15 protein-coding genes are annotated in these 19,442 nt (G+C 66.5%); 4 read left to right on the top strand and 11 right to left on the bottom strand.

Features of this window, described 5'->3' with window-relative positions; all coding sequences use genetic code 11:
- Positions 1–192: 192 nt before the first annotated feature.
- From ACQHGV_RS14560 to ACQHGV_RS14570, 3 genes are all read left to right on the top strand, one after another.
- On the top strand, positions 193–2,292 hold the full coding sequence (locus tag ACQHGV_RS14560; RefSeq protein ID WP_440978725.1) for a RelA/SpoT family protein: 2,100 nt from the start codon (positions 193–195) through the stop codon (positions 2,290–2,292).
- 420 nt (positions 2,293–2,712) lie between these two features.
- Positions 2,713–4,128 (top strand): M48 family metalloprotease, encoded by a 1,416-nt coding sequence (locus ACQHGV_RS14565; RefSeq protein ID WP_183949669.1) that lies wholly within the window; start codon positions 2,713–2,715, stop codon positions 4,126–4,128.
- A gap of 304 nt (positions 4,129–4,432) precedes the next feature.
- Entirely contained in the window at positions 4,433–5,428 is a 996-nt protein-coding gene (locus tag ACQHGV_RS14570) for a glycosyltransferase family 2 protein (RefSeq protein WP_183949666.1), read from the top strand.
- A gap of 26 nt (positions 5,429–5,454) precedes the next feature.
- Here the strand turns inward: ACQHGV_RS14570 and ACQHGV_RS14575 are convergent, their stop codons facing one another.
- The 5 genes from ACQHGV_RS14575 to ACQHGV_RS14595 form a co-directional block, all read right to left on the bottom strand.
- Complete coding sequence (locus ACQHGV_RS14575) at positions 5,455–6,846, bottom strand: methyl-accepting chemotaxis protein (RefSeq protein ID WP_440978726.1); 1,392 nt, start codon at positions 6,844–6,846, stop codon at positions 5,455–5,457.
- A gap of 230 nt (positions 6,847–7,076) precedes the next feature.
- The gene (gene pnp / locus ACQHGV_RS14580) at positions 7,077–9,425 is read right to left on the bottom strand and encodes a polyribonucleotide nucleotidyltransferase (RefSeq protein ID WP_440978727.1); all 2,349 of its coding nucleotides are present in this window, start codon (positions 9,423–9,425) and stop codon (positions 7,077–7,079) included.
- A gap of 246 nt (positions 9,426–9,671) precedes the next feature.
- Positions 9,672–9,941, bottom strand: coding sequence for a 30S ribosomal protein S15 (gene rpsO / locus ACQHGV_RS14585; RefSeq protein ID WP_007406197.1), 270 nt, complete (start codon positions 9,939–9,941; stop codon positions 9,672–9,674).
- 12 nt (positions 9,942–9,953) lie between these two features.
- Positions 9,954–10,973 (bottom strand): tRNA pseudouridine(55) synthase TruB, encoded by a 1,020-nt coding sequence (gene truB, locus ACQHGV_RS14590; RefSeq protein WP_440978728.1) that lies wholly within the window; start codon positions 10,971–10,973, stop codon positions 9,954–9,956.
- Positions 10,974–10,983: 10 nt separating this feature from the next.
- Positions 10,984–11,595 (bottom strand): thymidine kinase, encoded by a 612-nt coding sequence (locus ACQHGV_RS14595; RefSeq protein ID WP_440978729.1) that lies wholly within the window; start codon positions 11,593–11,595, stop codon positions 10,984–10,986.
- 95 nt (positions 11,596–11,690) lie between these two features.
- On the opposite strand from ACQHGV_RS14595, the gene ACQHGV_RS14600 reads away from it, so the two are divergent.
- Positions 11,691–12,260 (top strand): YceI family protein, encoded by a 570-nt coding sequence (locus ACQHGV_RS14600; protein WP_440978730.1) that lies wholly within the window; start codon positions 11,691–11,693, stop codon positions 12,258–12,260.
- A 549-nt stretch (positions 12,261–12,809) separates the two neighbouring features.
- Here ACQHGV_RS14600 and rbfA read toward each other — a convergent pair.
- From rbfA to rimP, 6 genes are all read right to left on the bottom strand, one after another.
- Entirely contained in the window at positions 12,810–13,217 is a 408-nt protein-coding gene (gene rbfA, locus ACQHGV_RS14605) for a 30S ribosome-binding factor RbfA (protein WP_440978731.1), read from the bottom strand.
- Positions 13,218–13,318: 101 nt separating this feature from the next.
- Positions 13,319–16,189: a translation initiation factor IF-2 gene (gene infB / locus ACQHGV_RS14610; RefSeq protein WP_440978732.1), complete on the bottom strand. Its 2,871-nt coding sequence runs from the start codon at positions 16,187–16,189 to the stop codon at positions 13,319–13,321.
- On the bottom strand, positions 16,186–16,989 hold the full coding sequence (locus ACQHGV_RS14615) for a DUF448 domain-containing protein (protein WP_440978733.1): 804 nt from the start codon (positions 16,987–16,989) through the stop codon (positions 16,186–16,188). Before ACQHGV_RS14615 ends, infB begins: the two co-directional genes overlap by 4 nt.
- A complete protein-coding gene (locus ACQHGV_RS14620; RefSeq protein ID WP_312490529.1) occupies positions 16,970–17,206 on the bottom strand; it encodes a tautomerase family protein in 237 nt (78 codons plus the stop codon). The genes ACQHGV_RS14615 and ACQHGV_RS14620 overlap by 20 nt, the downstream gene beginning before the upstream one ends.
- Positions 17,206–18,822, bottom strand: a complete 1,617-nt coding sequence (gene nusA / locus ACQHGV_RS14625) for a transcription termination factor NusA (protein ID WP_440978734.1) — start codon at positions 18,820–18,822, stop codon at positions 17,206–17,208. Before nusA ends, ACQHGV_RS14620 begins: the two co-directional genes overlap by 1 nt.
- A complete protein-coding gene (gene rimP / locus ACQHGV_RS14630) occupies positions 18,822–19,400 on the bottom strand; it encodes a ribosome maturation protein RimP (RefSeq protein WP_183949647.1) in 579 nt (192 codons plus the stop codon). The genes nusA and rimP overlap by 1 nt, the downstream gene beginning before the upstream one ends.
- Positions 19,401–19,442 lie beyond the last annotated feature (42 nt).

The following is a 19,442-nucleotide window of genomic DNA, read 5'->3' on the forward strand; positions in this document are numbered from 1 at the left end:
CCCTCCCGCAAGCGGGAGGGGATGGGGGAGGGAACGCCACAGGCGATGGTTTCCATGAGACTCCCTGCCCTCCCCAAACCCCTCCCGCTTGCGGGAGGGGCTTAAGAAGAGAGGGGCTTATGACGACCTCCGATCACCCTGATCGCATCAAAAATGTTGCATTGCCTATCCCCACCCCGCAAATCTGATTTCGTGCTCCGCCAATATGAACTCGTCGACCGTGTGCTCGACTATGACCCCCAGGCCGACGAGGCGCTGCTGAACCGCGCCTATGTCTTCTCGATGAAGGCGCATGGCAGCCAGAAGCGTGCCTCGGGCGACCCGTATTTCAGCCACCCGATCGAGGTGGCCGGGATTCTCACCGACCTGCATCTGGATGACGAGACGATCGCCACCGCCATCCTCCACGACACGATCGAGGACACGGTCGCCACCTATGACGAGATCGAGCGGCTGTTCGGTCCCAATGTCGCGCGACTGGTCGACGGCGTCACCAAGCTGTCCAAGATCGAGGCGCAGACCGAGAGCGAACGCGCCGCCGAGAATCTGCGCAAGTTCCTGCTCGCTATGTCGGACGATATCCGCGTCCTCTTAGTGAAGCTGGCCGATCGCCTCCACAATATGCGCACCCTCCATCACATCGCGAAGCCGGAAAAGCGCCGCCGCATCGCGAAGGAGACGATGGACATCTATGCCCCGCTCGCCGAGCGGATCGGCATGTACGAGTTCATGAAGGAGATGCAGATGCTCTCCTTCCAGCAGCTCGAACCCGAGGCGTATGAATCGATCACGCTTCGCCTCGCTCAGATGAAGGAAGGCGGCGGCGACCGGATCGCCAAGATCGCTTCGGGCCTGAAGCTCCTCATGTCGCGCGGCGGCGTGGATGCCGAGGTGACGGGGCGCGAAAAGTCCGCCTTCTCGATCTTCCGCAAGATGAACGAGCGGCACATCAGCTTCGAGCAGCTGTCCGACGTCATGGCGTTCCGCGCGATCGTGCCCACGGAAGAGGATTGCTACCGCGCGCTGGGCCTGATCCATCGCCGTTGGCCGATGGTGCCGGGGCGGTTCAAGGATTATATCTCGACGCCCAAGCGCAACGGCTATCGCTCGCTCCACACCAGCGTCATCCACGCCGACAATGCGCGCATCGAGATTCAGATTCGCACGCCTGAAATGCATGCCGAGGCCGATTTCGGCCTGGCCGCGCACTGGACCTATAAACAGGCGACCCGCCACGACGCGCAGGTCAGCTGGATTCGCGATCTCGTCGAAATCCTCGACACCTCGGACAGCCCCGAAGAGCTGATCGAGCATACGAAGATGGCGATGTATCAGGATCGCATCTTCGCCTTCACTCCCAAGGGCGAGCTGATCCAGTTGCCCAAGGGCGCGACGCCGATCGACTTCGCCTATGCGGTGCACACCGATCTGGGCGATCAGGCGGTGGGTGCCAAACTCAATGGCCGCGTCGTGCCACTGTCGACCGTCATCTCGAACGGCGACCAGGTGCAGATCTTGCGCTCGGCGGGACAGACGCCGCAGGCCAATTGGCTGAATCTGGCGATCACCGGCAAGGCGCTGGCCGCGATCCGCCGCCATCTTCGCCATGCCGAGCGCGACGAGCAGGTGACGCTCGGCACCAAGCTGTACGAGGATATCGTCCGGCGTCTGCCCGCGCAGATCGGCTCCGATGCGCTGACTCACGCGCTCCAGCGGTTGAAGATGCCCGACGAGGCGCATCTGATGATCGCGATCGCCAGGCGCACCCTGTCCGACGCCGCGGTGATGGAAGCGCTGATGCCCGGCTCGGCGGGCGCGGATGTCGCCGCAGTCCCGCCGCAGTCGAGCGCGATCTCGATCAAGGGGCTGACGCCCGGCGTCGCATACGACCTCGCGCAATGCTGTCACCCGGTGCCCGGCGACCGCATCGTCGGCCTGCGCCGTCCCGATGCCGGGATCGAGGTGCACGCGATCCAGTGCCCGGTACTGGCCGAGCTGGCCGACCGGACCGACGAGGAAACCGACTGGGTCGACGTGTCCTGGGGCGACGACAGCGAGGGCGCGACCGCGCGCATCTCGGTCATGGTCAAGAACGAGCCCGGCGCGCTGGGCATCCTGGCGACGATCATCGGCCAGCATAAGGCCAACATCATCAACGTCCGGCTGGATACGCGGGACACGCGCTTCCATACCAACCTGATCGATGTCGAGGTGCACGACCTCCAGCACCTGATGCGCCTGATCGCGGCGCTGCGGGCGGCCGATGTGGTGAGTATGGTGGAGCGGGTTTAGGTCGCGCAGAGGATGCGCGCTGCGCCAAAATTGCACTTTCCTCCCCTGTAAGGGGAGGTGGCAGGGCGAAGCCCTGACGGAGGGGTGTCGCACTATCGAGAGGGGTGACACCCCTCCACCATGCTGCGCATGGTCCCCCTCCCCTTACAGGGGAGGAATTTTGGACTCGAATGTCATTGGCGAGTACGCCAGCACGGCGAGGCCAGACACCTCCGCGTCCTCCGCGCCTCCGCGCCTCCGCGCGAAACAACTCTTCTTGTACCCCAGTGAAGGCCGAGAAGAAACTGGACCCCGGCCTTCGCCAGGGTACGCCCCGCCGTTGGAGACGATCCTGACGCCAGAATGACGCCCCCGTAACAAAATCCTGGAACCCATACCCGCGACACGCTTTGAAAAGCGCGAACAGGGAGTCCGTCATCGATGCGTTTCGTCACCGCCGCCGCCATGCTCGCGCTCGTCGCGACCCCCGCCGCCGCCCAGCAGGCGCGATCGATTTCCGCCTCGGACAAGGCGCAAGGGGCGCAGGCCAATCCCGAACTCGTCAAGCAATATGGCGGCCGCTACACCGGCCCGCAGGCGGCGTTCGTCGAGCGCGTCGGCAAGCGGGTCGCGGTCCAGTCGGGCCTGTCGAACGCGCAAGGCGACTTCACCGTCACCACGCTCAACTCGCCGGTCGAGAACGCCTTCGCCATCCCGGGCGGCTATATCTATGTCACGCGTCAGTTGCTCGCACTGATGAACTCGGAGGCCGAGCTCGCCTCGGTGCTGGGGCATGAGGTCGGCCATGTCGCCGCGCGTCACTCGCAGAGCCGCAACACCCGCTCGACCATCGGCTCGATTCTGGCGGCGGGTGCGGGGCTGTTGACCGGCAGCAATCTCGCCAGCCAGGTCGTCGGCACCGGCGCGCAGCTCTACACGCTGAAATATGGGCGCGATCAGGAATATCAGGCCGATGGCCTGGGCATCCGCTACATGACCGCCGCCGGCTATGATCCTTATGCCTCGGCCGACATGCTCGCCTCGCTGGCGGCGTCGAGCAATCTGGCGGCGCGCACGGCGGGGCGCGATGCCAACGCCGTGCCCACCTGGGCCTCGACCCACCCCAACAGCGCCGACCGCGTGCGCCGCGCCGCCGCGCTGGCGCAAGCGACCGGCCGGCCCGAGACCACGCCGGCGCAGGACACCGCCTTCCTGCGGATGCTCGACGGCATGCCCTATGACGATGATCCCAAGGAAGGCATCATCGACGGGCAGACCTTCCGTCATCCCGGCCTGAAGCTGAAATTCACCGCGCCCAGCGGCTATCGCATCGCCAATGGCAGCGATGCGGTGAGCATCGTCGGCCAGGGCGGACAGGCCGAGATGCGCCTCGCCCAGGGCAGCGATCTGGGCCAGGCGATCACCCAGCGCTTCGGCCAGCTCGGCACCGGCACCCCCTCGGGCCAGTTGCAGAACGGCACCGCCAACGGCATCCCCTATGCCTATGTGACGACGCGCGCCGCCGCCAATCGCCGCGCGGTGGATGCGACGGTGGTCGCGTACCGCTTCCCCTCGGCCACCTATACCTTCACGCTGGTCACGCCGGCGGGTTCGGGGATCGGGCCGTTCCAGCCGCTGCTCGCCTCGGTCGCGCCGCTCTCGACCGCCGAGGCCAATGCCATTCGCGGCAAGAAGATCAGCATCGTGACCGTCCGTCAGGGCGACACGATCGACAGCCTGGCGGCGCGCATGGCCTATCCCGATTACAAGCGCGAACGCTTCATCACGCTGAACGGGCTGGATGCGGAACAGGCGCTGACGCCGGGCCGCTTGGTCAAGCTGGTCGTCAACGGGTGACGGACGCTTCGGACGCCGCGAGGGTCCGGCCCCATAAGCGGCAACGGTCGTGATTGCCCTGTCGTGTTCGTCCGGCAAGGAGCGCGGTGCAGCAGGTAGCGGCGCTACCTGCAAGACGTGCGACGCAGGCGGCGGGCGCGACAGGGCAACCGCTGTGCGGCGGGCCGATTTTGCCCCAGGACGGCGTCGCTCGTCGGTCTCGATGCGCAAGCATCGCTCCACTCCTCGCTTCTTGCCCTGAACCAAAATCGGCTCCGTCACGGCCATTGCCGTTTATGGGGCCGGACCCTAAACCGGCGGCGTCATGAAGCGCCCCGCCCTGTCCGTCGTCGTCCCCTGCTATAACGAAGCCGCCTGTCTGGACGTGCTGCACGCGCGCATCTCGGGCGCGGCGCGCGCGGCGGTGGGCGAGGATTATGAGATCGTCCTGATCAACGACGGCTCGCGCGACGACAGCTGGCCGGTGATGCAGCGGCTCGCCGCCGCCGACCCGCATCTGGTCGCGATCAACCTGTCGCGCAATCACGGGCATCAGCTGGCGTTGACCGCCGGGCTCGACCTGTGCGCGGGCGAGCAGATCCTGATCATCGACGCCGATTTGCAGGACCCGCCCGAACTGCTGACCGAGATGCGTGCGACCATGGCGGCGCAAGAGGCCGATGTGGTCTATGCCGTGCGGCGCAAGCGGGCGGGCGAAACGCTGTTCAAGAAGGCGACGGCGGCGCTCTTCTACCGGATGCTCGACCGGCTGACCGACACGCCGATCCCGCTCGACACCGGCGATTTCCGCCTGATGAGCCGGCGCGCGCTCGACGCATTGCAGTCGCTGCCCGAACAGGCGCGTTTCATTCGCGGGATGGTCGCCTGGGTCGGCTTCCGCCAGGTCCCCTTCCCCTATGACCGCGCCGAGCGTCATGCGGGCGAGACCCATTATCCGCTGGGCAAGATGATCGCGCTGGCCTTCGACGCGGTAACGGGTTTCTCCACGGCACCCTTGCGCTGGGCCAGCCATATCGGCCTGGCGCTGACGGCGGCGTCGCTGCTGCTGCTGGTCTATATCGCGATCGGCTGGCTGACGGGGACGGCAGTGCAGGGCTGGACCTCGACCATGCTGGTCACCGTCATCCTGGGCGCGGTGCAGATGTTCGTGCTGGGCATGATCGGTGAGTATCTCGGCCGGCTCTATATCGAATCGAAGCGGCGGCCGCTCTATCTGGTGGCCGATGTCGCCGGGCCGGTGCAGGGCCATGCACGGCTGGGCTATAGCGCGCATGAGGGGGCGACGGCGCCGCCGCGCTGATCAGGCCCCCCTGCGCTGGCCGATCGTTACAGACCGACCGCGCGTAGCGTGGGACGCCCCATGGCCCGCCCGGCGTGGCCCGACTGTCCGCCATAGGCACCGACATCGAACCGCGCGATCTGGCCGTTCAACTGTTCGGCTTCCGCCGCCAACTGGCGCGAGAGGGCGGTCGCCTCCTCGACCATCGCGGCGTTCTGCTGCGTCACGCCGTCCATCTCGCCGATCGCGATATTGACCTGCTCCAGCGACGCCGCCTGCTGCCGGGCGTTGCTGGCCATGTCGGTCATCAGGCCGCTGATCTCGTTGATCCGGCCGCTGATGCGTTGCAGCGCCTGCCCCGTTTCGACCACCAGCCTGCTGCCGGTGCCGACCTGTTCGGAGCTGGCGGTGATCCGCGCCTTCACATCCTTGGCCGCATCGGCGGAGCGGAGCGCCAACGCACGCACTTCGGAGGCGACGACCGCGAAGCCCTTGCCCGCATCGCCCGCGCGCGCCGCCTCGACGCCCGCATTGAGCGCGAGGAGATTGGTCTGGAACGCGATGCCGTCGATCACGCCGATAATATCGGCGATCTCGTTCGAGGTATGCTCGATCCCGCGCATCGCGCTGATCGTGCGCTCGACGACGTCGTCCGATTCGATGGCTTCCTTGCGCGCCTGCGCGACCAGATCATTGGCGCGGCTCGCATCCTCGGCCGAGCGGCGGACCGTATCGGTGATCTCTCCGATGGCCGCCGCACTTTCCTCCAGCGAGGCGGCCTGTTGCTCGGTACGGCGCGACAGATCGTCGGCCGCGGTGCGAACCTCGTCGGTGCCACCGCGAATGATGCCCGACGCCTTGGACACGCCGCCGATCGTCGTGCACAGCGACTCCATCGCCGCGTTGAAATCGCTCTTCAGCTCCCCGAAGCGTGCGGGGAAATCGTCGCCGATGCGCACCGCCAGCTGTCCGGCGGCCAGCCCGCGCATCCGGTCGAGCAGCACCGACACGGCTTCCTGCTGCTCCAGTTCCAGCGTCTTGGCGGTGTGGATATCCACGAGCGAGCCGCTGGCGCGCCGCACCTTGCCGTTGCGCCCCTTCACCACGCCGCCCGTCGCCTGATACCAGCGATAATCGCCGCTCTTCACCTTCAGGCGATAGGTCACGCAATAGGGGATGCCGCTCTCCAGCGTCTGGCCAAAGGCCGCGAAGGTCGGTGCGACGTCATCGGGGTGCAGCAAATCCGACCAGGACGTCATCACATTGGGAAAATCGACCTCGGAGCTATAGCCCAGCAGACGTCGAAACTCGGACGACCAGGTCCAGCGTGATTTGGCATGGGCGGCATCGCCATTGTGGATCAGCGCATCCCAAAGCCCCACACCCGAATGATTGCACAGCGTCGCCAGCCATTCCAGCTTGTTCCTAACCGCCAGCATTCGCCCGTTCCTCTGTTCCGTCAATCGCGCGAACGGTTAGGCGGGGAGGTTTAACGAGCCGTTGTGAACGGATGCGCCATTAGGCGTGCAGGCGCGACATTTGCCGCACTATCATGAATTTATCACTGAAATTATTTTTGCAACATGCCCTCCACATGCGGGCCGGTGCATAAAAAAAGAGGCCCGGATCGCTCCGGGCCTCCTTGTTTACGTTCCGACTCGCGCCGGAATCAGTCGCGATCACCGGTCAGGAAGGCCGGAGCGGCGAATTCGGACGAACCGCCCTGCTCGCCGCCTTCGCGACGGGGACGGTCGCCACGGTCGCGACGCGGGCCGCTACGGCCTTCGCCGCCGCGATCACCACGACCTTCGCCACCACGGTCGCCGCCGTCACGGCGCGGACCGCGACCGCCTTCACGGTCACCGCGCGGGCCACGGTCGCCGCGCGGTTCACGCGGTTCGCGGGCCGGACGATTGTCCTCCAGCTCGGCGCCGGTTTCCTGGTCGACGACGCGCATCGACAGGCGAACCTTGCCGCGCGGATCGATCTCGAGGACCTTGACCTTGACTTCCTGGCCTTCGGTCAGGACGTCCGAGACCTTCTCGACGCGCTCGTTCTTAATCTCCGAGACGTGGACCAGACCGTCCTTGCCGCCCATGAAGTTCACGAACGCACCGAAATCGACGAGGTTGACGACCTTGCCGTTGTAGATCTTGCCGACCTCGGCCTCTTCGACGATGCCCTTGATCCAGTTCATCGCGGCTTCGATCTGCGCACCGTCCGACGAGCTGATCTTGATCACGCCCTCGTCGTCGATGTCGACCTTGGCGCCGGTCGTCGCGACGATCTCGCGGATCACCTTGCCGCCGGTGCCGATCACGTCGCGGATCTTCGACTTGTCGATCGTCATCGTCTCGATGCGCGGAGCATGGGCCGACAGCTCGGTGCGGGTCTCGCCCAGCGCCTTGTTCATCTCGCCCAGGATGTGCGCACGGCCTTCCTTGGCCTGCGCCAGTGCGACCTTCATGATCTCCTCGGTGATACCGGCGATCTTGATGTCCATCTGGAGCGAGGTGATGCCCTCGGAGGTACCCGCCACCTTGAAGTCCATGTCGCCCAGGTGATCTTCGTCACCCAGGATGTCGGACAGGACCGCGAAGTCCTTGCCTTCCAGGATCAGGCCCATGGCGATGCCCGAGACCGGACGCTTCAGCGGAACGCCCGCATCCATCAGCGACAGCGAGCCGCCGCAGACGGTGGCCATCGACGACGAGCCGTTCGACTCGGTGATGTCGCTGGTCACGCGGATGGTGTAGGGGAATTCCTCCTTGGTCGGCAGCACCGGGTGCAGCGCACGCCAGGCCAGCTTGCCATGGCCGATCTCGCGACGGCCCGGCGCGCCGAAGCGGCCCACTTCGCCGACCGAATAGGGCGGGAAGTTATAGTGCAGCATGAAGTGCTGGTACGACAGGCCGTTCAGGCCGTCGATCATCTGCTCCGCGTCGCGGGTGCCCAGCGTGGTGGTCGCGATCGTCTGGGTCTCGCCGCGCGTGAACAGCGCCGAGCCGTGCGAACGCGGCAGGAAGTGCACTTCCGCCTCGATCGGACGAATCTGGGTGGTCGAGCGACCGTCGATGCGGCGGCCGTCCTTCAGGATCGCGGTGCGGACGATCTCGGCTTCCAGCTTCTTGACCAGCTTGGCGGCGACCAGCTGCTCCTGCGGCGTGCGGTCGGCCATGGCGGCCTTCGCCTTGGCGCGGGCCTCACCCAGCGCGGTCTGGCGCTGCTGCTTGTCGGTCAGCTTGTAGGCCGCGGTGATGTCCTTGCCGACCAGCTTCTTCAGCTCGGCCTTGACCGCCTTCTGGTCGTCGCCGACCTTCAGCTCCCACGGGTCCTTGGCGGACTGTTCGGCGAGATCGATGATCGCGTCGATGATCTGCTGCGACGCCTTGTGCGCGAACATGACCGCGCCCAGCATCACTTCCTCGGACAGCTCCTTGGCTTCCGATTCGACCATCATCACCGCGTCGTGCGTGGCGGCGACGACCAGGTCCAGGTCACCGGCCAGCGCCTCGGCGTCGGTCGGGTTCAGCTGATACTCGCCATCGACATAGCCGACGCGCGCCGCGCCGATCGGGCCCATGAAGGGCACGCCCGAGATGGTGAGCGCGGCCGACGCGGCGACCAGCGCCAGGATGTCGGGCTCGTTCTCGCCGTCATACGAGAGCACCTGGCAGATGCAGTTGATCTCGTTGTAGAAACCTTCGGGAAACAGCGGGCGGATCGGACGATCGATCAGGCGGCTGATCAGCGTCTCACGCTCGGTCGCACCACGCTCGCGCTTGAAGAAACCGCCAGGGATACGGCCCGCCGACGAGAACTTCTCCTGATAGTGAACGGTGAGCGGGAAGAAGTCCTGCCCTTCCTTCACGGTCTTCGCGGCCGTCACGGCGCACAGCACCACCGTCTCGCCCAGCGTCGCGATCACCGCGCCATCGGCCTGACGGGCCACCTTGCCGGTTTCGAGGGTCAGCGTCTTGCCGCCCCACTCGATGGCCACTTTCTTGGTATTGAACATGGAATATCCTTCACTCCGACGGGCCTATCCCGCCGGGGCCTATGGGTTGAGCCAAGATTGGCTCTGGAGGTCGACCGAATTGCCGATCCTCCGATCCTACCCGCGCAGTTCGACGGGTTTCATGACATATGGGCTTTGGGGAGGCGCATCCGCGCCGTCCGGTCGGCCGGGGGCTCTATACACCAGCCGATAAAAAAAGGGCACCCCGTGAGGGATGCCCTTTTTCGTGGCGTATCGCCGCGTGGCTTACTTGCGCAGGCCGAGCTTGGCGATCAGCGCCAGATAGCGGTCGCCATCCTTGTGACGCAGATAGTCGAGCAGCGAGCGGCGCTTGTTGACCAGCATCAGCAGGCCGCGACGCGAATGGTTGTCCTTCGCGTGGGTCTTGAAGTGCTCGGTCAGGTTCTGAATACGCTGGGTCAGGATCGCGACCTGGACTTCGGGCGAACCCGTGTCACCCTCGGCGCGGGCATGATCCTTGATGATTTCCTGGCGGCGTTCAGCGGTGATCGACATCGTGATCCTTTCTTAATCGAGGTTGAAACCACGAACGACCCGGACAGTAGCGTCCAGCGCCTCCACCAGCGCCACCGGAGTATCCCCCAGCATCGCGAAATATTGGCCATCGTCCACGGCAATCCCGGCCAGCACACGCCCCTGACGGAGCGCCCCTGCCTGGTCGGGGTCGAGAGCAAGAGCCGGGATGTCGTCCAGCCCCGCCCTCAGCGGCAGGAGTATCTGTTCAAGGGTGGCCGCCTGCCCCATTTCGTTCAATTTGTCCAGCGATATCGCAGGCGCCAGGGTGAACGGCCCGGCCTTGATGCGGCGGAGCATGGTGACGTGACCGACGCTGCCCAGCGCCAGCGCGATGTCGCGGGCGAGGGAGCGGATATATGTGCCCTTCGAGACATGGGCGGTGAGGGTAACCTCCCCCAATTCCTCCCTAAGCTCCGCTTGGGGAGGGGGACCATCCGCAGGATGGTGGAGGGGCGGCGCGCCAGCGCCGAGAACGGCGGCGAGCGTCCCCGCCCCTCCACCACGCTCTTCGAGCGCGGTCCCCCTCCCCATCGGAGATGGGGAGGAATGCAGGCTGTGAATCGTCACCGCGCGACTCGCCAGCACCACCTCTTCCCCGGCACGCGCAAGGTCGTAGGCGCGCTCGCCATCGATCTTCAGCGCGGAATAGGCCGGCGGCACCTGGTTAATCGGCCCGGTGAAGCGCGGCAGCACCGCCTCCAGCGCTGCGCGAGTCGGGCGCACGTCGCTGGTCGCGACCACCTCGCCCTCGGCATCCAGCGTCGCAGTCTGCTCGCCGAAACGAATGGTGAAGTCATACACCTTGTCGCTGTCGAGCATCCGGCCCGCCAGCTTGGTCGCCTCCCCCACCGCGATCGGCAGCACGCCGGTCGCCAGCGGGTCGAGCGTGCCACCGTGCCCGACCTTGATGCCCTTGCCATAGCCGCCCTGGCGTAAGCAGCGCTTGACCGCGCTCACCCCTTGCGTCGAGCCCAGTCCCAGCGGCTTGTCGAGAATGATCCATCCATGCATCGCCAAGGCGTTAGTCGGGCTTGCCCCGCCCCTCAAGCACCGGCTCTCCCGCCAGCGCCGCACAGAAATGGCGGCGACACAGCGCGACATAGCGGTCATTGCCGCCGATCTCGGTCTGCGCGCCCTCGGCGATGGCATGGCCTTGCGCGTCGACGCGCAGGTTCATGGTCGCCTTGGCGCCGCACACGCAGACCGATTTGATCTCGCCGAGCGCATCGGCCAGCGCCAGCAGTCGCGCCGATCCCGGAAAGAGCTGCCCCTTGAAGTCGGTGCGCAGGCCGTAACACAGTACGGGGATGCGATGGACATCAGCCAGCCGCGCCAGCTGATCCACCTGCACCGCCGTCAGGAACTGCGCTTCGTCGACGAGGATGCAGGCGAGCGGCGTCTCGCCGTGCTGGCCCAGCGCGCAGGCCTCCAGATCGGTCGTCGCATGGAACGGCGTGGCGGGCTGCGACAGGCCGATGCGCGAGGCGATCGTGCCATAGGCGAAGCGGTCGTCGATCGCGGCGGTGAACAGCATCGTGTTCATCCCCCGCTCGCGATAGTTGAAATCGGCCTGCAGCAGCATGGTCGATTTGCCCGCATTCATGCTGGCATAATAGAAATAGAGCTTGGCCATCGCCCGCCCTTATCGGAAGGGAGCCGCCATTTCGAGCGGCAGGACGAATCGACGTGACGAGGACAGGGATACGAGCGGCGATCATCGCGGCGACCATGATCGGTGCCGCGGATGGGTCGGCCAGTCCGGGCGCCATCGGCTATGCCATCGATCCCGCCCATGCCCGCGTCCAGGCCAGGGTCGGCTTTTTCGGGCTGGGCAGCAAGACCGCGCGCTTTCCCAGGGTGGAGGGGCGTGTCGCCTTGTCCGACCATGACGCGAAGGCGGTGACGCTCGACGTGCGGATCGATGCCCAGGCGCTGGAAGCGGGCGATTCACTCACCCGGTCGCGGTTGCGGGGGCCGGACTTTTTCGATGTCGACCATTATCCGCGCGTGACCTTCCACGCGACCGGCATGACCCGCACCGGGCCGCACAGTGCGACCGTCACGGGCACGATCGCCGCACGCGGCGTCACGCGTCCGGCGACGCTGGCGGTCGACTTTTCCCGCGATTTCGCGGCGATGACGGGGCGCGAGCCGGTGCATATCGCCGCGACGACGCGGATCGACCGGCGGGACTTCGGCATGACGGCCTATCCGCTGATCGTGGGGCGGCAGGTGACGATCGCGATCGATGCCGATCTGATGCCGGTCGGGGTTAACCCCTACCCCCGTTCAGCCTGAGCGAAGTCGAAGGCCACACGAAGGCGTAGCGTTCTAGTTCGCGCAGAGGCGCAGAGGACGCAGAGGGATTCTGCTAAAGCGTGATCACATGAGATGGATTCACCCCTCCCCTTTAGGGGCGGAGGGTGGGGCACCTCCGCAAGCATGCCGCCTGTGGCGAGGCCCCACCCCAACCCCTCCCCTGAAGGGGAGGGGCTTGCGTTGATTTCATGTAATGTCATCATGGCCTAAATTCCCCCAAGCACCACCCCGGCGAAGGCCGGGGTCCAGTTGTAGTGGATGCACGAGGGCGTGGGGCATTTGCCTCCCCCGCCTTGGCGCAGCGCGCCATCGACGTGGAAGATACTGGACCCCGGCCTTCGCCGGGGCGGACTGCCCTATTGGGTGAAGGTTCTTCTTCTCTGCGTCCTCCGCGCCTCTGCGCGATCCAAAAACCTTCGCGACTTCGCGGCAACCCTATTGTCCGGCGGTCAAAGCGTGGCCTTCGACTTCGCTCAGGCTGAACGGAGGATAGGATAGTGGGCAGCGGGGCTCAAAACGAGAAAGCGATTACGCCTCCCCGGCTTCCCCCTCTTCCAGATCCTGCGACACCTTGGGCGAGCGCAGCAGCGAGTCGATATGGCTACCCTCGTCGAAGCTCTCGTCCGCCAGGAACTTCAGCTTGGCGGCGTATTTCATCTTCACCCGGTGCGCGACCTCACGCTGGAGATACGCGGTATTCGTCCGCAGCGCCTTGATCACCACCTCCTCATCCTTGCCGAGCAGCGGCTTCACGAAGACCGTCGCGTGGCGCAAATCCGGGGACATGCGCACTTCGGTCACGCTGACCATGTGCTTGGCCAGCGTCTCGTCATGCACGTCGCCGCGCGCGAGGATGTCGGAGAGGATGTGACGCACCTGCTCGCCGACGCGGAGCAGGCGGACCGAGGGTTCGGTGGGGTTCTTGGCTTGGACCATGTCAGTTCTTCTTCAAACGGAAATCGCGGCCGCCCGACGGGCGACCGCGATCATGTCCGGCAGAGGCGGGCGGCAGGAGCGATCCCACCACCCTGCCCGCATCAGAGCGAACGCTCGCGCAGTTCGACCTCGAAGGTTTCGAGATAGTCGCCCGCCTTGATGTCGGTGAAGTTCTGCGTGAACGTCACACCACATTCCAGACCGGCGCGAACCTCGGCGACATCGTCCTTGAACCGGCGGAGCGAGTTGATCTCGCCCTGGTAGATGATGACGTCGTTGCGCGTGATGCGCGCCTTGAGCGCCTTGCGGATGACACCCTCGGTGACCAGCAGACCGGCGGCCTTGCCGATCTTGCCTGCCGAGAAGACCTCGCGGATTTCGGCGCGGCCGACGACCGTTTCGAACGCCTCGGGGCCCAGCTCGCCGGCCATGCCCGCACGGATCTCGTCGATCAGGTCGTAGATGACGTCGTAATATTTCAACGCCACCTTGTTCCGCTCGGCGATCTCGCGCGCCTTGGCATTGGCACGGACGTTGAAGCCGATGATCGGCGCACCGCTGGCGGCGGCGAGCGTTACGTCCGACTCGGTGATGCCACCGACGCCCGAATGCAGGATGCGCGCCTTGATCAGGTCGGACGCGATCTTGTTGATCGACGCCACGATCGCCTCGACCGTCCCCTGCGTATCCGCCTTCACGACCAGCGGATATTCCTTGGCCTGGTTCGCCTTCAGCGCCGAGAACATCGACTCCAGGCTGGCCGGGGCCGAGGTGGTGCGCTTCTGGAGCAGCACGCTCTGGCGGTACTCGGCGACCTCGCGGGCACGCGCCTCGTTCTCGACGACCTGGAGCAGGTCGCCCGCCTGGGGCACGCCCGACAGGCCGAGGACCTCGACCGGCATCGCCGGACCGGCTTCCTTCACCTGACGGCCCTTGTCGTCGACCAGCGCACGGACCTTGCCGCTTTCCGCGCCGACGACGAACACGTCGCCGACCTTCAGCGTGCCGCGCGTGACGAGCACGGTCGCGACCGGACCACGGCCCTTGTCCAGCTTGGCCTCGACCACGCTGCCCTCGGCGGCGCGATCGGGGTTGGCCGACAGTTCGAGCAGTTCGGCCTGGAGCTGGATCTTCTCGATCAGCGTGTCCAGACCGATCTTCTTGAGCGCCGACACTTCGACGTCCTGCGTCTCACCGCCCATGTCCTCGACCTGCACGTCATGTTCGAGCAGGCGCTCGCGGACGCGCTGGGCGTTGGCGTCGTGCTTGTCGATCTTGTTGATCGCCACGATCATCGGCTTGCCCGCCGCCTTGGTGTGGTTGATCGCCTCGATCGTCTGCGGCATCAGCCCGTCGTCGGCCGCGACCACCAGCACCACGATATCCGTGACGTCGGCACCGCGCGCGCGCATCTGGGTGAAGGCCTCGTGGCCCGGCGTGTCGAGGAAGGTGATCTTCGACTTGTCCTTCAGCGTGACCTGATAGGCGCCGATATGCTGGGTGATGCCACCGGCCTCGCCGCGCACCACGTCAGTGCCGCGCAGCGCGTCGAGCAAGCTCGTCTTGCCGTGGTCGACGTGACCCATGATCGTCACGACCGGCGGGCGCGGCTGCAGGCTCTCGGCCGCATCCTCGCTGGTGTCGAGCGCCAGATCGATGTCGCTGTCGGAGACGCGGACGATGTTGTGGCCGAATTCGGTCACCAGCAGCTCGGCCGTGTCCTGGTCGATGGTCTGCGTCATCGTGACGGGCATGCCCATCTTGAACAGCGCCTTGACCAGATCCGCGCCCTTTTCGGCCATACGATTGGCCAGTTCCTGGACGGTGATCGCCTCCGGCACCTGCACGTCGCGGACCTGCTTGACCTGCGGCTCACGCGGGCCGCCAAAGCCACGCTTTTCCTTCTCGCGGGCACGCTTCAGCGCGGCGAGCGAACGGGCGCGGGCGCCGTCCTCGTTCAGGGCGCGGTTGACGGTCAGCTTGCCGCCACGACGCTCGTCACCCTTGCGGTCGCGCTGCTGCGGACGGCTGGGGGGCGCGTTGCGCGGGGTCGGCTGGCCCGAGGGCAGCGAACGCGGTGCGCCGCCCGACGGTGCCGAGGCCGCGTTGTTGCCCGGTGCGCTGGCCGCCGCGGGTGCGGGGGCCGGAGCGGGCGCGGGCTTGGGCGCGGGCTTCGGGATTTCGGGACGCTGCACCGGCGAGAAGCGGCGCGGTGCGGGCATCGAGGGATCGCGACCCAGGATCGGCGGCGTCGGCACCACCGGCGCGGGGGCCGGAGCGGGCGCAGGCGCGGGCTTCGCCGCGACCGGAGCAGGTGCGGGCGTCGGCGCAGGGGCCGGAGTCGGGGCGGGTGCCTCGACCTTCGGCTCTTCCGCCTTGGGCTCGGGCGCCGGGATCACCGGGCGCTCGACCGGGCGGAACATGCGCGGCTGGACCGAAATGGTCGGCGCGGCGGGCGCGTCCGCCTGCACGGGTGCCTCGGCGACAGGCTCGGGAGCCGGCGCGGGCGTCGGTTCGGGTGCGGGGGCCGGTTCCGGTGCGGCTGCGGCCTCGGCGGCGGCACGCGCACGCTCTTCGGCCCGCTGACGCTCGTCCTCGGCACGCTGCTGACGCTCGGCATCCTCGCGACGCCGAATCTCTTCCTGCATGGCGAGGCGCTGTTCCTCGGCCTCACGCAGCAGGCGCGCCTGCCGCTCCTGCGGGGTTTCGTTCGACGGAACGGGGCGCGACGGAGCGACCGGCGCCGCCGCCACGGGGGCGGCCGGTGCCGGGGCCGGCGTCGGCGCAGGGGCGGCCGCCTCGGGCGCGCCACCCTGCGGGCCCAGGACGCGACGGCGCTTCGTCTCGACGATCACGGTGTTCGAGCGGCCGTGGCTGAAGCTCTGCTTCACCTTGCCGGTCTCGACCGTGCGCTTCAGCCCCAAAGGCTGGCGCATTCCGAGTTTCGGCTTGTCGTTGTCGGTCTCGCTCACTCAAAATCCTCGTGTACGGTCACGGCCGTTCGGTCACCGGTAATGTCGGACGCCGATGCGCCTTGCGAGGCCGTTTCGCAAGGCGTTGCCACAGGGTCGGGTCCGATAAAATGCAGCCAGCGGTCGAGCGCTTCGCTCACCCGCTTTGCCGCGTTACGATCTGTCAGGCCGATATGTACCACATTCTCGCGGCCCAACGCCATTGACAATATGGGGCGTGTGGCGGGCAGTGCCAACCCCTTGAGATCGGTTCCTTCACGCCCCGATCCCACGCGCCACGCCTGCGCCAGCTTGCGACAGCCGTCCTCGCCCGCATCGGACGCGTGATAGAGCGCATGCAGCTGTCCCGAGCGCGCCGCCGTCGCGATCTTGTCCGATCCGGTCAGCAGCATGCCCGAGCGCGACTCGAGACCCAGCCGGTCGAGCGCATTCCGCTCCAGCGCGGCGGTGATCAGATCGGGCAGGTCGTCGGGAATGCTGAACTCGCCCGTCTTGAACGCGCGCGCCAGTGCCCCCTTCAACTTGCCCTTGGCGATGGCCGCCTCAAGCTCGGTACGGGTCACGCCAATCCAGCCGCCCCGACCCGGCGCCTTGGCGCGGACATCGGGCAGCACCCGCCCATCGGGCGCGAGCGCCAGACGGATCAGATGCGGGCGCGCGTCATGCTCGCCCGACAGGATGCAGCGGCGGACCGGCCCGTCGATCGAGTCGCGGGCGGCCTTCGCTGCGTTCCGGGGGCTCCGGCCCTTCTCGGCCGGAGCGTTGTTTACGCCAGCGCGCTCATTGTCCCGGTTCCGCATGCGCGTCTCCCCGGGGTTGAGGTGTGGGCGCATCACGGTCGGCGATCAGCTGACCGCCCGCCCCGTAATTTTCGGTGGAGACCTCCTCGATCACGATCTGGACGGCGGCCGGGTTCTTGCCCAGCCGCTCCACCAGCGAACGAGTCACGTCGGCGACGATCTCGGCCTTTTGCTGCTTGGAGGCGGTGCCCGCCAGACGGATCGAGACGAACGGCATCAGGCTTCGTCGCCCTCCACCTGTGCGTCTTCCGCTGCGGGTTCGTCCTCATCGGTGAACCAGTGCGCGCGGGCGGCCATGATGATCTCGTTGCCCTGCTCATCGCTCAGGCCATATTCGGCCAGGATGCCGCCCTTGGGGGCGGGACGCGGGGTATCGTCACCACGACGACGCGGCTCAGCGCGCTTCTTCTCGACCAGTTCGTCGGTCGCCAGGTCGGCGAGATCGTCGAGCGTCTTGATGCCCGCCTTGCCCAGCGTGACCAGCATCGCCTCGGTCAGATAGGGCATCTCGGCCAGCGCGTCCTCGACGCCCAGGCCACGACGCTCGTCGCGGGCGGCCTGTTCGCGGCGGTCCAGCGCTTCCTGCGCACGGCTCTGCAGCTCCTGCGCCAGGTCCTCGTCGAAGCCCTCGATCGCGGCCAGCTCGTCGAGCTCGACATAGGCGACCTCCTCCAGCGCGCCGAAGCCTTCGGCGACCAGCAGCTGGGCCAGCGTCTCGTCCACGTCCAGTTCGTTCTGGAACATCTCGGAATTCGCGACGAACTCCTTCTGGCGCTTCTCGGAGGCATCGGCCTCGGTCAGGATGTCGATCGCCTTGGCGGTCAGCTGGCTGGCCAGACGGACATTCTGGCCGCGACGACCGATGGCGAGGCTGAGCTGATCGTCGGGAACGACGACCTCGATCCGGTCCTCTTCCTCGTCGATCACGACGCGGCTGACATTGGCGGGCTGGAGCGCGTTCACCACGAAGGTCGCGGTATCGGGCGACCAGGGGATGATGTCGATCTTTTCGCCCTGCATCTCCTGCACGACGGCCTGAACGCGGCTGCCCTTCATGCCGACGCAGGCGCCTACGGGATCGATGCTCGAGTCGTGCGAAATCACGCCGATCTTGGCACGGCTGCCCGGATCGCGGGCGGCGGCCTTGATCTCGATGATGCCGTCATAGATTTCGGGCACTTCCTGCGCGAACAGCTTCTTCATGAAGTCGGGGTGCGCGCGGGACAGGAAGATCTGGGGCCCGCGATTTTCGCGGCGGACGTTCAGGATCAGCGAGCGGATGCGGTCGTTCACGCGGACGACTTCGCGCGGGATCTGCTGGTCGCGACGGATCACGCCCTCGGCGCGGCCCAGGTCGACGACGATGTGACCGAACTCGACGCGCTTGACGACGCCGGTGATGATCTCGCCCTGGCGGTCCTTGAACTCGTCATACTGACGATCGCGCTCGGCGTCGCGGACCTTCTGGAAGATGACCTGCTTGGCGGCCTGTGCGGCGATGCGGCCGAACTCGATCGGGGGCAGCGGGTCGACGATGAAGTCGCCGATCGCGGCACCCTTTTGCAGCTTCTCGGCGCCCTTCAGGTCGATCTGCTTGTAATAATCGTCGACCTGCTCGACCACCTCGACGACGCGCCAGAGGCGCAGGTCGCCCGAGTTCGGATCGAGCTTCGCGCGGATATCGTTCTCGGCACCATAGCGGGCACGGGCGGCGCGCTGGATCGCGTCCTCCATCGCCTCGATGACGATGCCCTTGTCGATCATCTTTTCCGAGGCGACCGCATTCGCGATCGCGATCAGTTCCGCCTTGTTGGCGGAAATGGCGGTAGCCATCAGTGCCGTCCTTCCGTGGTGGCGCCGTCCTGTTCGGGCGCGTCCTGATAATAAACCTCTTCCGCGCCCTCGACGGACAGCGGCACCGTCGCGGCGATCAGCCGGTCGGTCATCACGAGCTTGGCGTCCTCGATCGCGGTGAAGGGCAGTTCGTGGCGAACCTCCTCCCCGTCGACGATGACGACAGTCTCGCCCTCTATGCCAGCCAGATCGCCCTTGAACTGCTTGCGACCGTTCAGCTTCTCGGCGAGCGTGATCCGCGCCTCATGCCCCGCCCAGTCGGCGAAATCCTTGAGACGGGTCAGCGGCCGGTCGATACCGGGCGAGGAGACCTCCAGCCGGTACGCATGGTCGATCGGATCGCGGCCCTCGGCCTCCAGCGCGTCCATCACGTCCGAGATGCGGCGCGACAGGTCGGCGCAGTCGTCGATGTTCAGCTGGCGCGTGTCAGGACGCTCGGCCATCACCTGGAGCGTCGGGTCCGACGTGCCGCCATACATCTTCACGCGCACGAGCTCGAAGCCGAGCGCCTTGGCCTCGGGTTCGATGAGTTGCGTCAGAAGGGCGATGTCCGCCATGAAAGCTCCAGATGTGCCGGTGCGCTGCCGCGGAACCCGTTC

The organism is Sphingomonas pseudosanguinis (genome assembly GCF_052056765.1).
In the GTDB taxonomy this organism is placed as follows: domain Bacteria; phylum Pseudomonadota; class Alphaproteobacteria; order Sphingomonadales; family Sphingomonadaceae; genus Sphingomonas; species Sphingomonas pseudosanguinis.

Coding starts and splice junctions, on each gene's coding strand:
- ACQHGV_RS14565 (WP_183949669.1), top strand. CDS start 2,713: ATGCGTTTCGTCACCGCCGCCGCCATGCTCGCGCTCGTCGCGACCCCC.
- ACQHGV_RS14570 (WP_183949666.1), top strand. CDS start 4,433: ATGAAGCGCCCCGCCCTGTCCGTCGTCGTCCCCTGCTATAACGAAGCC.
- ACQHGV_RS14575 (WP_440978726.1), bottom strand. CDS start 6,846: ATGCTGGCGGTTAGGAACAAGCTGGAATGGCTGGCGACGCTGTGCAAT.
- pnp (WP_440978727.1), bottom strand. CDS start 9,425: ATGTTCAATACCAAGAAAGTGGCCATCGAGTGGGGCGGCAAGACGCTG.
- rpsO (WP_007406197.1), bottom strand. CDS start 9,941: ATGTCGATCACCGCTGAACGCCGCCAGGAAATCATCAAGGATCATGCC.
- truB (WP_440978728.1), bottom strand. CDS start 10,973: ATGCATGGATGGATCATTCTCGACAAGCCGCTGGGACTGGGCTCGACG.
- ACQHGV_RS14595 (WP_440978729.1), bottom strand. CDS start 11,595: ATGGCCAAGCTCTATTTCTATTATGCCAGCATGAATGCGGGCAAATCG.
- ACQHGV_RS14600 (WP_440978730.1), top strand. CDS start 11,691: ATGATCGGTGCCGCGGATGGGTCGGCCAGTCCGGGCGCCATCGGCTAT.
- rbfA (WP_440978731.1), bottom strand. CDS start 13,217: ATGGTCCAAGCCAAGAACCCCACCGAACCCTCGGTCCGCCTGCTCCGC.
- ACQHGV_RS14615 (WP_440978733.1), bottom strand. CDS start 16,989: ATGCGGAACCGGGACAATGAGCGCGCTGGCGTAAACAACGCTCCGGCC.
- ACQHGV_RS14620 (WP_312490529.1), bottom strand. CDS start 17,206: ATGCCGTTCGTCTCGATCCGTCTGGCGGGCACCGCCTCCAAGCAGCAA.
- nusA (WP_440978734.1), bottom strand. CDS start 18,822: ATGGCTACCGCCATTTCCGCCAACAAGGCGGAACTGATCGCGATCGCG.
- rimP (WP_183949647.1), bottom strand. CDS start 19,400: ATGGCGGACATCGCCCTTCTGACGCAACTCATCGAACCCGAGGCCAAG.